The organism is Dysgonomonas sp. 521, from assembly GCF_010501055.1.
Classification (GTDB): Bacteria; Bacteroidota; Bacteroidia; order Bacteroidales; family Dysgonomonadaceae; genus Dysgonomonas.
Window position 1 is genome coordinate 46,995 of record NZ_QVMO01000043.1, and the last position, 14,491, is coordinate 61,485.

Consider the following 14,491-nt stretch of genomic DNA (forward strand, 5'->3'; position numbering starts at 1 on the left):
GCTTATATTCAATAAAAGAGTAAGATGCATATTTTTAGGAGTTTTAGTTGCCCCGACTTTCAAGTCGTGGATAATAATACAGATAGAAAACGACTTTAGTCAAAACATTTTGGCTAAAGCCATTATCTGATTAGACTATTATCCTCCAGCTAAAGCAGGAGGCAATTAAATCACAGAGAATAAACCATATATAATCTTATTGAATATAAACTCTAATAATTATGGAAAAAGCTTGAAAATGGAAATGTATTCAGCCTAACTTATCGTACCTTTGTTAGGCTTTTACCTAAAAATCGTATCACAATGAAAATATATACCCGTGGGGGAGATAAAGGAAAGACCGGTATTTTTGGCGGGCAGCGTGTAGATAAGGATGATGCGCGCATTGAAGCTAACGGAACGATAGACGAACTGAACTCATCGATAGGCGTTGTCCGTGCTCATCTGCCTTCCGGTCATGAATGGCAGCCAATCCTGTTCAAAATACAGACCGAAATGATGGCGGTTATGTCGCAGGTGGCTACACCGTCCGCTATCAGGGGGACTAACCAGAACACACTGGACGAAAATCTGGATAAGTTCTGCGAGGAATGCATGGATAAAATGACGGATGAAATGGGGCCTAGCGAAACTTTTGTTTTGCCGGGAGGTACTGTCGTTTCCGCTCATTTGCAGCTTTGCCGCGCTATAGCACGCCGTGCCGAACGCCGCCTGTGGACATTGAATAAGCAGGACGAGGTGCCGCCTGTGGTTATGCGCTTTATCAACCGTTTGTCGGACTTGTTTTTCACAATGGCACGTTACGATATGTATAAGGCGGGCGATATAGAAGAGCGTTGGAAAGATTTTTTGTATAAAAGAAAGAAATAATGGCCTCCCCAACCTCTCCGCGGGAGGGGCTGTTTCCTCCCCTTTGGGGAGGTTAGGAGAGGCTCGGTTTGTAATTATTATGACTAAAATAACCCTTATCACTGGCGGACAGCGTTCCGGAAAAAGCAGCTATGCACAAAAACTGGCTTTGTCGCTTTCTCCTCACCCTGTATATCTGGCTACATCGCGCGTATGGGATGACGAACACCGCCGTAGGATAGAAAGGCATAAAGCAGAACGGGAGAAAAACTGGATAAATATAGAAGAGGAAAAAGAGTTGAGCAAGCATGATTTTACCGGAAAAGCAGTGCTTGTGGATTGTGTTACGTTATGGGCGACTAACTACTTTTTTGATTTACAGTCTGATGTAGAAGCTTCTTTATCTTCCTTAAAGTCGGAATTTGATAAGTTGATTTCTCAAGATGCCCAATTCATTTTTGTGACAAATGAAATAGGTATGGGCGAAATGTCGCAGAATGACCTGCAACGTAAATTCGCCGATTTGCAGGGCTGGCTGAATCAATATATAGCCGCTCGGGCTGATGAGGTATATTTGATGGTGTCGGGAATAGCAATGAAGGTGAAGTAAATAATGTGCTGATAATTTAATATGCCGATTTGCCAATTTGCCAATTAAGTGATTCACTTTAAATTTATCTCTATGATAGAGGCAGTATATGCCTGTCCGATGACAGGGAAAGTAACAAATAAAAACAATAAAAACAGTGTCACTTTTGTCACTTTTTGGTAATATGTTGTTTCATTATAAGTGAAATAGCGGATTTGTAGTAATGTCACTTTTTTGATATATAAAACTAATATATAACAATGCAACAATTTAACATCGAAAAACCACAGGACGAAGTACGTTCCTATTTACAGGAAAAAGTAGATAACCTGACCAAACCCAAAGGATCGCTGGCGAAACTGGAAGAACTGGCTATGCAAATAGGCTGGATACAGCAATCCCTGAATCCGAAACTGACAAATCCGTGCCATATCGTATTTGCCGGCGATCATGGTATTGCGGCAGAGGGAGTAAGCCCGTCTCCACAGGAAGTGACATACCAAATGATTGTTAACTTCTGGAACGGTGGCGCAGGTATTAATTTTCTGGCACGTCAGCACGGTTTCGACCTGAAAGTAGTAGATGCAGGCGTCAACTTCGACTTCAAACCCGAAGACCCCATTATCCATAAGAAAATCCGCAAGAGTACGCGCAACTACCTGCATGAAGCTGCCATGACGAGGGAAGAAATGGAACTGGCTATAAAATACGGAGCCGAATGCGCACAGGCTTGCTTTGACGAAGGATGCAATGTTATCGGATTTGGCGAAATGGGAATTACCAACACATCGTCTTCATCCCTGTGGATGACATACCTGACGGGAATACCTCTGGACCAGTGTATCGGTGCCGGATGCGACCATACAGGGAATATTATCGGGCATAAGTATAAGGTGCTGAAACAGTCGATGGATAACTACAAGGGCGATGCTTCGGTTGAAGATATTATGCGCTATTTCGGTGGTTATGAAATGGTGATGACAGTAGGTGCCATGCTAAAAGCTGCCGAACTGAAAATGCTTATCCTTGTCGATGGATTTATTATGACGAATTGTATGCTGGTAGCCTCCAAGCTGGATGAAAATGTATTGCACTATGCAGTTTTCGGTCATCAGGGAGACGAAGCCGGGCATAAACTCATATTAGATTACCTGAAAGCAAAACCTATACTTAACTTAGGCCTTAGGCTGGGAGAGGGGACGGGCGCTCTGTGCGCATATCCTATTATCGATTCGGCAGTACGCATGATAAACGAGATGAATTCATTTAAAGAGATTAAAGTAACGAAATACTTTTAAAATATCAGGCCTCCCCGACCCCTCCGAGGGAGAGGCCGGTTCCTCCCTTTTGGGGAGGTTAGGTGAAGCCGCCCGTAACCGATATGAAAAATATAGCAGCCGCGCTTCTTTTCTTTACCCGTCTGCCTTTCTGGCGGATAAAGTCCTTTAATGTCCCTGCCGAATATTTCAGGCAGGTGATTAACTATTGGGCTGTAGTAGGCTGGCTTACTGCTGCTGTGATGGCCGGAACGCTATGGTGTGCGGCGCAGGTTTTGCCATACGCTGTTGCCATTGTTGTAGCCCTTCTCAGCCGTTTGCTTATTACCGGGGCGTTGCACGAAGACGGACTTGCCGACTTCTTTGACGGATTTGGCGGAGGAACTACCCGTGAACGTACATTAGCCATCATGAAGGATTCACATATAGGTACTTACGGGGTTATCAGCCTGATTTTTTACTTTCTGTTGTTTTATCTTTTATTAGACAATCTGGGCCTGCATCTGGCTTGTACTGTTATTCTGGCGGCAGACCCGTTATGCAAGTTTATCGCATCGCTGATTACTTTATTCTTGCCTTATGCCCGCAACGAGGAAACCAGTAAATCCAAGACTGTATATAGAAAAATGTCTTTGCAAACGGTGGTTATATCCATTGTATTTGGGTTGTTACCTTTCATTTTATTATTAAAGTTTCACTTTTGGCTCGCAATTATATTTCCTATATTTGTTTTTTGTGGATTGATATTACTTATGAAAAAGAAAATACAGGGGTATACAGGCGATTGTTGCGGCGCGGTATTTCTTTTGTGTGAATTATCTTTCTATCTGGGTATAACTGTTATACTAAAATTGTTATGAATTATAAGATTTTATTAATTGTCTTTTTCGGAATTGCTGTCTCTATTGTTTCTTGCAAAAAGAAAACACAGGAAGTAATTTCGACAGATACAGATATTGAAGAAGTACAAAAAATAGGTTACTCGCTTTTTGGCGGGTGGATAGGGACGGGTTATAATCTTGTGATAACGCCTGATTCGATACATTATTTTTATGAAGTGATGACTACAAGAGAAGCCGGTAAATATGAAGCTCTTACTTCTGCCGAAATGTGGTCTGCTTTGTTGAAAGAGGTGGATTTGAATGAATTTGAGAAAATAGAAAGTACGCCAAGTATACAAGAAGTGGACGGGAGCGACAGTGAGTTTTTTGTAGAAACTAACAAGCGAAGACTATCTTTTATTAATGGAGAAAGTAATGAGCATTACAGGAAACTGAAACCCTTTTTCGATACGGTTATAAAATTGGAATATGAATGTAGGGAGAAAAGTGTAAAGTCAAAGATAGAATACAATTAATAATGAATTACCATTTATATACATCAGGATTAATTCCGCTTGACTGGACTTTTGCATTCTTTACAGTAACTGAATTTAAAGAACGGATCAAGAAAAAGGCTGCAGAAAATCAATATTTCTTTAATAATACCGTTACAGACCCGGAAAGGTTGTTAAAGCAGGTTGATAATCTTTTGATTGAAGCAGAGCAAGCTGCTAAAGATTCACATTGGGACGGAGTCTATCGCGACGAACCGCTGATTTTTGCTATTCCTGCGGGGGATACGAATATACTGAAAGGCGAATATGGTGGGATAGGAACAGCATTATTTGGTATTATTATAAAACAGGATGAGGATGGGGATACATTTATCTATTCGCCCGTAGAACTTAAACATTTGGAATGATGAAGATATATATAGTACGGCATACAGCAGTAGGTGTAAGCGGTGTTTGCTATGGACAAACAGACGTGCCATTGAAAGATACATTTGAGAGTGAGGCGGAGATTGTAAAGCAGAAGTTAAAAGATATACCGTTCGATGCTGTCTTTTCCAGCCCGCTGAGCCGGGCAAAACGTCTTGCCGAATATTGCGGTTTTACTGATATCCGGTTGCATGACCGTCTGAAGGAGATGCATTTTGGCGAATGGGAAATGGAAGAATGGCACAGGATAGATATGCGGGACTGGGAAAGGGATTGGGTAAACACACCTGCCCCTAATGGCGAGTCTTTCAAACAGATGTACGACCGTGTGGCTTCTTTCCTTGACGAACTGAAAGAGAATAACTATTCATCGGTTGTCATTTTTGCGCATGGAGGCGTTATCAGCTGCTTTAAAGTCTATTTTGGGGAAACAAACCTGAAAGGAGCTTTTGATAATATGGCAGAATACGGAGAGGTGCTGGAATTTGAACTGAAATAAAAGATTTCATCGTTTGTAGCATTAATATGAGTATGTTTTTTAGGGGATCCCATGTTAAGCACGAGATGACGGGTTTTCGGGATATACCCTCATTTTTTTCTTGTCTATTATTTTGATTTATATAAAATACTTCATATATTTATGATATCATTTTAATATCAAAATAAATATACTATGGAAACACTTGAGAAAAATTTTAAAGGCGTTAAACTTTCAGCATTTGCAGCTATTGCAATTACGTTGATTTTTGTGCTTATCATATTAGGAATATGTATATATGGGAAAAATCCAGTTTTTATTACATGTAGTTTTTTTATATCCTTTCTGATGTTTATTGCGTTGGTCAAGGGGCTCATTATTGTTGAACCCAACAATGTACGTGTGATGGTGCTGTTTGGAAAATATAAGGGAACACTCACTGAAAATGGATTCTTTTGGGTAAATCCTTTTTTGAGTAAAAGAAAAGCGACTCTGCGTGCACGTAATCTGGATATAGAACCTATAAAAGTGAATGATAAAATGGGTAACCCTATTATGATCGGAGCTGTACTGGTATGGAGAATAAAAGATACATACAAGGTAATGTTTGATATTGCGTCAGGGCCAACCGATTTTGTACAGATACAGAGCGATGCCGCACTCCGTCAGGTAGCAGGTATGTATGCTTATGACAACAATGGTAGTGATGAAGGTGTAATAACGCTACGCTCTGATAGTGATGAGGTGAGTCAACGGTTAGAAGATGAGTTGAATAGGCGTATATCTATTGCGGGCATAGAGGTCATTGAAGCACGCATCAATTATCTGGCGTATGCGGCGGAAATAGCCAGTGTAATGTTGCGTCGTCAGCAGGCAGATGCTATTATAGCCGCCCGTGAGAAAATAGTGGAAGGTGCTGTCAGTATGGTACAACTGGCTTTGGCTAAATTACAAAAAGAAGAAATTGTAGAATTGGATGAAGAACGTAAAGCGGCAATGGTAAGTAATCTGCTTGTTGTATTATGTGCTGACGAAGCTGCTCAGCCGATCGTAAATGCGGGGACACTTCATCATTAAAGTTTGAGTTGTGGCTAAGAAAGAAAAAGAATCTACAGTTAAAAGTTTCGTCTTGCGAGTTGATCCGGAAATGATGGAGGCAATCGAAAAATGGGCTGCAGATGAATTCCGTAGTACCAACGGGCAAATACAATATATACTTGATCAGGCGCTGCGTAAAGCCGGACGCATAAAAAAAGATAAGAATACCTTACCTGATAAGTAAACAGTTTCTAAAAAATGGGATTGTATTATAAATGCGAATCAAGGGTTAAATGTGCTATTTTTTGTCCCTTTAGGGACTGAATGTTGGTAGAAAGAAGCTTTAACCGGTTAATTGCGTGCCGTCAGGTACGCAATATCTACAGAACAATTCACATTTTGTACCTGACGGCACAAAAAAACGAATTTCATTCATGTTTCTACCGATATGATGTGCCTAACGGCACATTTAACCCTTGATTCGCATTATAAGTGAAAGAGCATTCTTGTCATTGTGGCTAGATTTGCGATCCTCTGATAGCTATGGTTGACTATTTAGAGGTTCCTGTGCGTTGCATGGGATGACGGGCTTATGATACAGTCCCACTTATTGTTTCTGTATGTTTAACATATATTTTTTCTATATTTAATAAAATATAAACGGTTTTTCTTAGTTATATAGTAGGTAGAGGTATACATAAAGATGAGGAAAGCAATTAGAAACTGTTTAAATTTTATACGAATATTTTACTATACCTTTTTCTTCGTTCATTTTTAGACTGTTTTCGGCTGTTTTTTCCTTTCACTCAACTCAAATAGCCCGCTATTATCGTTTCGAGGAAGAAAAAATCATCTCTAAAACATCTCTAAAAATTTGAACGAATAAAATTTAAACAGTTTCTTAGAATACAAGAATAATCATTTTGAAAATTTAAATTTTATTTGTTTATATATTGACCGATATTACTTATCTTTGCACTGTTTTTTACGAGAACTTTACAAATCCTTGCTGTTTAATGAGATACTAAAAAAACTTATGAAAAAAAACGTAACTGATCCTATTTCGCGGGTAGTGTTTGTGTTCATGCCTTTGTTGGCTATATTAATATCAATCATGTTTTCTTGTAAATCTTCCAATTCGGTACGCGATATTCGTGCTTCGCGTGGAGAAGATATTACAGATCGTGGTTTTTCTTTTTCCGGTGGTAAGCCAAAAGAAGCAATGGTAAAACCTTTGTTTATGCAACAGTTGAGAAGAGCGACTATCGAGTTGCCTTTTCAGGATGGCATAGGAGGAGTAAGAGGTTCCAGAACTGTTTCGGAGGAAGTCACATTCACTAATGCTGAAAATATAACAGAATCTGTAAACAAAGAAGGTAAGAAAACGACTAGCCTTAGCGATGTGCAACAATTGTCTGAGGTTGTGGTTACCGCAAAATCCCGATTTACTCCGGAACGTAACGGACGTGTAAAAATTGACTTCATCGTCAGAGTTCCCAAAGAACTTCTTTCCGAAAATTACAGGATGACACTATATCCTAAACTTTATCACAATGACTCTATCATTCCTTTAAAGGAAGTAATCTTAAAAGGACAGTCATTCTTAGCTAAACAAAAGAAAGATTATGCGGATTATGATGCTTATATGAAATCTATTGTAGGCGACAGTGACTATGATAAGGTGTTCTTTGATAAGTCGGGAACTGAAAAAGATATACGTGACCGCCAGAACATGTATTATGAAGAATACTACAGGGAATGGAGTAAGCAAATGGAATACGAAAAATGGAAAACTGAAAAAAGTAAGTTTGATGCAGCAGAACTGGCTAAACTGAAAGGATATCGTCAGCGTTTCTATAATGAGTATGTACGTAAAGCTCGTGAACAGGTAATCAGGGACATGACTAACGGAAAAGATACTGTTGGCTTGTTCGACCAATATATGAAGAAATTCAATAAAAACGCGAAAGCGTTGGTATTGGATGACAAAGACTTTGAGGTAAGCTACATGAAAATGCCTGCCAAATTTCGTGAAGCATACGAAGAAGGGCGTTCCCTGGATGATATCATAAACAATGTTTTGACAGAAAGCGACTCCATCGAAATAGCAAAGAACAGATATATGTTTGAAGCTATTGCTGAGAATGAAATGAAAAAAGCAAGGAAGGATGAAGTAGCCAAGGAAATGATACCTTTCCCTTATGAAGAAGGTATGCGCCTTGATACTATTATCGATGCAGGACGCGACTTTGTGTATCTTTACAAGCAGGATCATCCGGTGACTGTAGGTCTGAAGAAACTTCGCCTTACAATGGACGGCCGTGTGGATGCTATTGATAGAAGCCGTTACTTGATGCCTACTGCCGATACTATTTCATATTTTATTTCATCCCTATCCCAGTTGGTGGATACATCGTTGGTGTTTAAGAGAACAAAACTATACAGGGATGCCTATAACCGTTTAGCTACATATATTAAATTCCAGCCAAATAAGTTTAATTTCAACCTGGGCTATTCGGATAACAGGGCTGAGATAAACAAAGTGTTGACGACTTACCGTGCGTTTACAGAAGATGGCAAATTTGTTGTTGACAGTATCGTTATGAGAACAACAACGGCATTAGACGGTTCATACGACAACAATTATAAGCTATCGGAAAAACGAGTGAAAGCTATAAAAGATTACATCGTGAAATCGTTGTCGGGAGAAATAATAAATGCTGAAAATGTGATAAAAGTTGAGCATGCCGGAGAAGACTGGAATACTTTGGCAAACCAGGTTATGCAACGGAATGATATTATGAATAAAACCCAGATTCTGGCATTGCTGGAAGGGGCTATCGATCCGGATGAAACAGAAGCCAAGATCAAAAAAGATTTCCCGGATGACTTCAAGGTAATAAGAGACTCCGTATATCCATTGCTAAATAAAACAACTTTCGAATTTAATATGCACCGCCCGGGTATGACCGAAGAAACGGCTATGGACGTTCAGGAAAGACCAAATTATGAGAAAGGTTTGAAACTGTTGCAAGACAGGGAGTATTGGAAAGCATTGGAGATATTGTCAGACTATCCTGATTACAATACCGCGCTATGCCTGATATGTATGGGATACAACGCGAAAGCCAAAGAAGTACTGGATGGGCTGCCTGAAACAGGTAACAATGAATATCTGAGGGCTATTTTAGCTATCCGTTCAAATAAAGATAATGAAGCAATAGATCATCTGATGCGTGCCTGCGAACGTGACCCGTCTAAGGTTTATCGTGCACCACTCGATCCGGAAATTGCAGACCTGATACGTAAGTATGACCTACAACAACGTATCAATGGGTTGTCGACTCCTATCGAAGATATAGAAGTTCCAGATGCCGATTAATAACTGATATAATATGATAAATCCCCGATTATTAATGTATAATCGGGGATTTTTTATAAAATAAAACCGAATAATATACCATTATTTAATTGTTAAATAAACATTAACTTGTGATAATATAGCGTCTGTTTAATATAAAAATTGTGTAGATGGTGTTATCTTCGTTACGAAATAAAATATGCAATATATGAACTATAGGAATCTGACTCCCGAAGAAATAGAAAGGCTAAGAAAGCAAGGTTGTACGGCTGATAACTGGAATAATATTAGTGTACATAATCATTTTACGCCTGATTATATTAAATACGTAAACTTTTCGGGAAATATCAGACTGGGAGTTTTTGAGACGGATTTTACATTACCCGGCGGCTTGAAGAAACATTCAGGGCTACGGCATACCTGCATTCATAATTGTAGCATTGGAGACAATGCCCTGATTGAGAATGTACAGAATTATATTGCTAACTACCATATTGGGAATAATGTCCGTATTCAGAATATACACCATCTTTATGTAGAGGGTAAGACATCTTTCGGCAATGGCATTGAGGTTTCGGTACTGAACGAAACCGGAGGCAGGGAAGTCATGATATATGATAAGCTCAGTGCGCACTTTGCATATATACTTTCTTTTTACCGTCATCGTCCCACGCTGGTAAAAAAACTTCAGGATATGGTAAAAAGCTATGCGGAAGAACAGACCTCCGATACAGGCTTTATCGGGGATGATGTGACGATAGTAAATGCAGGCGCCATTATAAATGTACGGATAGGAGATTGTGCGACAATTGAAGGTGCGCGCCATTTAGAAAACGGTAGTATAAACAGTAATCACTATGATCCCGTTCATATCGGTTATAGTGTTATGGCTAAGGACTTCATTATCTGTTCCGGCTCTCATGTAGAGGATGGCACAATGCTTACACGCTGCTTTGTCGGGCAGTCGTGCCAGTTGGGGCATACATATTCGGCAAGTGACTCCTTATTCTTCAGCAATTGTCAGGGAGAGAATGGCGAAGCCTGCGCTTTGTTTGCGGGGCCATATACGGTAACGCACCATAAATCCACCTTGCTCATAGCAGGGATGTTTTCATTTATGAACGCGGGATCCGGCTCCAATCAAAGCAACCATATGTATAAGCTGGGGCCTATCCATCAGGGAATTGTAGAACGGGGAGGGAAAACGACCAGTAATTCATACATCCTGTGGCCTGCCCGTATAGGTGCTTTCTCCTTGATTATGGGACGTCATTATCATAACTCCGATACATCTGATATGCCGTTCTCTTATTTGATTGAAGATAAGAACGAATCAGTTCTTGTGCCGGGGGTAAACCTGCGAAGTGTAGGTACAATACGCGACGCTCAAAAGTTTCCCAAACGGGATAAACGGAAAGACCCTGAAAAACTGGATCAGATAAATTTCAATCTGCTAAGTCCGTATACTATTCAGAAAATGTTTAAGGCGATCGAGATACTGAAGGGGTTGAAAGAGACTTGTGGGGAGACGTCAGGTTCTTATACCTACCAGAGTTGCCGCATAAAAAGTTCTTCCCTCAAAAGAGGGCTGAAACTCTATGATATGGCTATTAATAAGTTTCTGGGAAATTCAATCATTTCGCGCCTTGCCGATTGCGACTGTTCCAATAATGAAAAAATACGTAACCGCCTAAAACCTGATACCTGCATTGGGCTGAATGAATGGAGCGATATAGGTGGTATGTTGGCTCCACGCTCCGAGATAGACAGGCTGATATGCGACATAGAGTCTGATAAAGTAAGCCATGTGGATGATATGAACAGGATATTTGAGCAATTGCATAAGGATTATTATTCGCTCGAATGGACATGGGCATGGGATAAGATACAGCAATATTATAATCTGACGCTCGAATCCATTACTGCGAAGGATGTTATCTCCATCGTAAGGAGGTGGAATGAAGCCGTTGTGGAATTAGATAAAATGATTTACGAGGATGCGAAGAAGGAATTTTCTTTATCTTCACATACGGGCTTTGGCGTTGATGGCGATAAGCATCAGCAGAAGATAGATTTCGAACAGGTTAGGGGTGTTTTCGAAGAGAATACCTTTGTGGAAACAGTACTAAAGCATATTGATTCGAAAACTAAACTGGGGAATGGGCTGATAGCAAGATTGGAGAATGTATCAGAGTAAAATAAAGAGGGGCAAAGGTCAAATTGCACGATCAAAAACGGGTCAGTCCGAAAAGTCAGTTGTTAAAATTTCAATCAAACTTATTTGTAGAATACGTTCTATTAGATACTAAAATTATCCACATATATTTTTATACATAAATATTTGTATATCGATAGTTTACGAGCATAAAATTAGAAATAAAGGAAGTTTGAAGTAATCTGTCTGCCAATTAAGATGCCTCATTTGTTTTTTCTAACAACCGAATTTTCGGACTGACCCCTTTTAATAACCCTCGTTACCAAACGAAAAAGGCTACCTTACGGATAGCCTTTAACATTATCTTGTAAGTACCTTACAATTATTTCTTTGGTTGTGTACGCTTAGCGTAACGGCTCATAAACTTATCAACACGTCCTGCAGTATCCACAAGTTTTTGTTTACCTGTGTAGAATGGATGTGATGAACTTGTGATTTCAAGTTTTACCAGTGGGTAAGTTACCCCATCTATCTCGATAGTTTCTTTAGCGTTGATAGTTGAACGTGAGATAAATACCTCTTCATTCGACATATCCTTAAAAGCAACCGGGCGATAGTTTTCCGGATGAATATCTTTCTTCATTTTTATAGTAGTTTAAATTGTTTCTCCTTTTTCAGCCGACAAAGATAACTTTTTAATCTTATTAAAACAAAATATTTACCCCTAATTTTGTATCTAAAAAGTATGCTAAACTGATAAATTTTGCTTTCATTTGTCTTGTAAAACAATTTTATGATTTATTATTTTAAAAACAGTGATTATGCATAAATATATTTTGTTTTCAACTATAGTTGCCCTGTCTATGTTATCATGCAAACAGAAACCGTCTAGCTCAAATACAGATAATATGATAATTCAGCCGTACGATACAACAAATATAAACACAGAATCGATTTCGGATGATACCAGTTTATATTTGCTGGTAGGTACATACACTACAGGCGAAAGCGAAGGTATTTATGTATATCAGTTTGATACTGTTTCGGGTTACTCCAGATATAAGAATATGGTAAAGGTATCTAATCCTTCATATCTTACTATCAGTAAAGACGGCAAGTATGTTTATTCCGTTTCGGAAACGGGCGATACCAAGGCAGCAGCAAACGCCTTTATCTTTGATAAAGCCGATGGCAGCCTGAAACTGTTGAATACGCAGTTAACCGGAGGAGCCGATCCTTGTTATATAGAGATAGATGATGCCGGCAAACACGCTGTAACTGCAAATTATTCGGGAGGGAGCATCACTGCCTTTAATGTAAATGGAGACGGCACATTGGCTACTGCCGCCCAACTGGTTAAATTCACGGGTAAAGGCGCGGATGCAGAGCGTCAGAAGGCACCTCATTTGCATTGTGTGCGTTATTCCCCCGATGGCAAATACCTGTTCGCTGATGATTTGGGGACTGATAAGGTACACAAGTTTGATGTGAATACAAGTGAGCCCGGTAATTATCTGAAAGTTGGCACGCCGGCGTCTTTCGATGTCAAAGCAGGTTCCGGCCCACGGCATTTGGCGTTTCATCCTAACGGTAAGTATGCCTACCTTATCACTGAATTATCCGGTGCTGTTATTGCTTTTCGCTACGATGGCAATACCGGAAATTTCACAGAATTCCAGTCGGTACAAGCCGATACACTGAACGCGAAAGGAAGCGCAGATATTCATATTTCCCCTGATGGCAAATATTTGTATGCTTCTAACCGTTTACAGGGCGATGGTATTGCCATATTCTCTATAAACCAGGCTGATGGGAAACTAACAAAAGTGGGTTATCAGGAAACAGGAATACATCCACGCAACTTTGTGATTACACCAAATGGTAAGTTTCTGTTGGTTGCCAGCCGCGACAGTGATATTATTCAGATATTCCTTATCGACAAGGCTACCGGACTGTTGGAGAATACATATAAGGATATAGAACTGGATATGCCGGTTTGCCTTAAATTCACATCATTCAGATAAAAATACATAACTTATGGGGCTTTTCGACAAATTATTCAGTAAGAAAAAAGAGGTAACAACAGAGGCTGAAGTTCTTCCTATGCTGCAAGAAATGGGGCGGGTAGACAAGCCTATGGGTATCGCAATCGGGGATAATACATATGCTATTGCCCCTTTTTCCAATATGGTAGAAATAAGAGTCAATGATAAAGAGCCTGTTGGAGTCTATAAGTTTAAGTTTATGGCGCTGGAAGACATTTTGTACGAAGCCGAAACTTATTACAAGGCCGGGGATTACGGGCATGCTATGGAGAGTGTAGAACAGGCATTGACTCTGGATAATAAACAACCGGAAGAAAACCGAGACTGGAGGGTTTATTATCTGGCAGGATGTATAGCAATGAAAAGCCGGAAATTTGATGCGGCGGCAGGTCTGCTATCTACAGCCCTTGAAACAAACGGATGCCCTCCTGAAAAACAAATACAGGCGTTAAATTCGATCGGAGCATGTTGTAGTATTCTGGAAGAAAAGAAAAATGCACACGAGGCGTACCTTATGGCATTGGCTCTGGATAAAGAAAATACAGAAACATTGCATAATATTGGTGGCTTCTACTGGGATTGCAATATGCTTGACAAAGCGGCGGAATCTTATCTGAGCGTATTAAGGTTGGATATAAATTATATCGCTACTTACGAAGAAATAGGTAACCTGCTGAAACAGCAAGATAATGAAGCATTAGGAAACTATTTCCTGAATATCTTTAATAACAAAAGCATAGATAACGAAGCGAAGCAAAAAATAGACGAAGCCGCATTATTCTTTGAGAGTAAAAAAGTGAAAGAGTAAGAAACTGTTTAAACAGTTACTAACTATTCATTTTTTATCACTAGTGTCCGGTTATAAATCAAACAGTTTCAACTGTTTATCGTCACCAGGACTTATTGATTTGTAATTATTTTTTGTAAACAGTTCATC

At 39.6% G+C, this 14,491-nt stretch carries 14 protein-coding genes; 13 read left to right on the plus strand and 1 reads right to left on the minus strand.

Annotated elements, in window-relative coordinates:
* The first annotated feature begins 303 nt into the window (after positions 1 to 303).
* The 11 genes from D0T84_RS12930 to D0T84_RS12980 all read left to right on the plus strand — a co-directional run bounded on the left by D0T84_RS12930 (position 304) and on the right by D0T84_RS12980 (position 11,551).
* Positions 304 to 870 (plus strand): cob(I)yrinic acid a,c-diamide adenosyltransferase, encoded by a 567-nt coding sequence (locus D0T84_RS12930; protein WP_163308294.1) that lies wholly within the window; start codon positions 304 to 306, stop codon positions 868 to 870.
* A 79-nt stretch (positions 871 to 949) separates the two neighbouring features.
* Positions 950 to 1,459, plus strand: coding sequence for a bifunctional adenosylcobinamide kinase/adenosylcobinamide-phosphate guanylyltransferase (gene cobU, locus D0T84_RS12935; protein ID WP_185155740.1), 510 nt, complete (start codon positions 950 to 952; stop codon positions 1,457 to 1,459).
* Positions 1,460 to 1,698: 239 nt separating this feature from the next.
* On the plus strand, positions 1,699 to 2,736 hold the full coding sequence (cobT, locus tag D0T84_RS12940) for a nicotinate-nucleotide--dimethylbenzimidazole phosphoribosyltransferase (protein ID WP_163308295.1): 1,038 nt from the start codon (positions 1,699 to 1,701) through the stop codon (positions 2,734 to 2,736).
* A gap of 83 nt (positions 2,737 to 2,819) precedes the next feature.
* Positions 2,820 to 3,575 (plus strand): adenosylcobinamide-GDP ribazoletransferase, encoded by a 756-nt coding sequence (cobS, locus tag D0T84_RS12945; RefSeq protein ID WP_163308296.1) that lies wholly within the window; start codon positions 2,820 to 2,822, stop codon positions 3,573 to 3,575.
* Positions 3,572 to 4,072, plus strand: a complete 501-nt coding sequence (locus tag D0T84_RS12950; RefSeq protein WP_163308297.1) for a hypothetical protein — start codon at positions 3,572 to 3,574, stop codon at positions 4,070 to 4,072. Before cobS ends, D0T84_RS12950 begins: the two co-directional genes overlap by 4 nt.
* 2 nt (positions 4,073 to 4,074) lie before the next feature.
* Positions 4,075 to 4,458, plus strand: a complete 384-nt coding sequence (locus D0T84_RS12955) for a hypothetical protein (RefSeq protein WP_163308298.1) — start codon at positions 4,075 to 4,077, stop codon at positions 4,456 to 4,458.
* The gene (cobC, locus tag D0T84_RS12960; RefSeq protein ID WP_163308308.1) at positions 4,458 to 4,976 is read left to right on the plus strand and encodes an alpha-ribazole phosphatase; all 519 of its coding nucleotides are present in this window, start codon (positions 4,458 to 4,460) and stop codon (positions 4,974 to 4,976) included. The genes D0T84_RS12955 and cobC overlap by 1 nt, the downstream gene beginning before the upstream one ends.
* A gap of 174 nt (positions 4,977 to 5,150) precedes the next feature.
* Positions 5,151 to 6,032, plus strand: coding sequence for an SPFH domain-containing protein (locus D0T84_RS12965; RefSeq protein ID WP_163308299.1), 882 nt, complete (start codon positions 5,151 to 5,153; stop codon positions 6,030 to 6,032).
* Positions 6,033 to 6,042: 10 nt separating this feature from the next.
* Positions 6,043 to 6,237, plus strand: coding sequence for an Arc family DNA-binding protein (locus tag D0T84_RS12970; protein ID WP_163308300.1), 195 nt, complete (start codon positions 6,043 to 6,045; stop codon positions 6,235 to 6,237).
* Between the two features lie 792 nt (positions 6,238 to 7,029).
* Positions 7,030 to 9,375, plus strand: coding sequence for a hypothetical protein (locus tag D0T84_RS12975; protein WP_163308301.1), 2,346 nt, complete (start codon positions 7,030 to 7,032; stop codon positions 9,373 to 9,375).
* A gap of 187 nt (positions 9,376 to 9,562) precedes the next feature.
* On the plus strand, positions 9,563 to 11,551 hold the full coding sequence (locus D0T84_RS12980; protein WP_163308302.1) for a DUF4954 family protein: 1,989 nt from the start codon (positions 9,563 to 9,565) through the stop codon (positions 11,549 to 11,551).
* Positions 11,552 to 11,891: 340 nt separating this feature from the next.
* Here the strand turns inward: D0T84_RS12980 and D0T84_RS12985 are convergent, their stop codons facing one another.
* Positions 11,892 to 12,152, minus strand: coding sequence for a type B 50S ribosomal protein L31 (locus D0T84_RS12985; protein WP_163308303.1), 261 nt, complete (start codon positions 12,150 to 12,152; stop codon positions 11,892 to 11,894).
* A gap of 178 nt (positions 12,153 to 12,330) precedes the next feature.
* Between D0T84_RS12985 and D0T84_RS12990 the strand changes: the two genes are divergently transcribed.
* Together D0T84_RS12990 and D0T84_RS12995 are read left to right on the plus strand one after the other, a co-directional pair.
* Positions 12,331 to 13,533 carry a lactonase family protein gene (locus tag D0T84_RS12990; RefSeq protein ID WP_163308304.1) on the plus strand — a complete coding sequence of 401 codons (1,203 nt, stop codon included), beginning with the start codon at positions 12,331 to 12,333 and terminating at the stop codon, positions 13,531 to 13,533.
* A gap of 13 nt (positions 13,534 to 13,546) precedes the next feature.
* A complete protein-coding gene (locus D0T84_RS12995; RefSeq protein ID WP_163308305.1) occupies positions 13,547 to 14,362 on the plus strand; it encodes a tetratricopeptide repeat protein in 816 nt (271 codons plus the stop codon).
* The last annotated feature ends 129 nt before the right edge of the window (positions 14,363 to 14,491 follow it).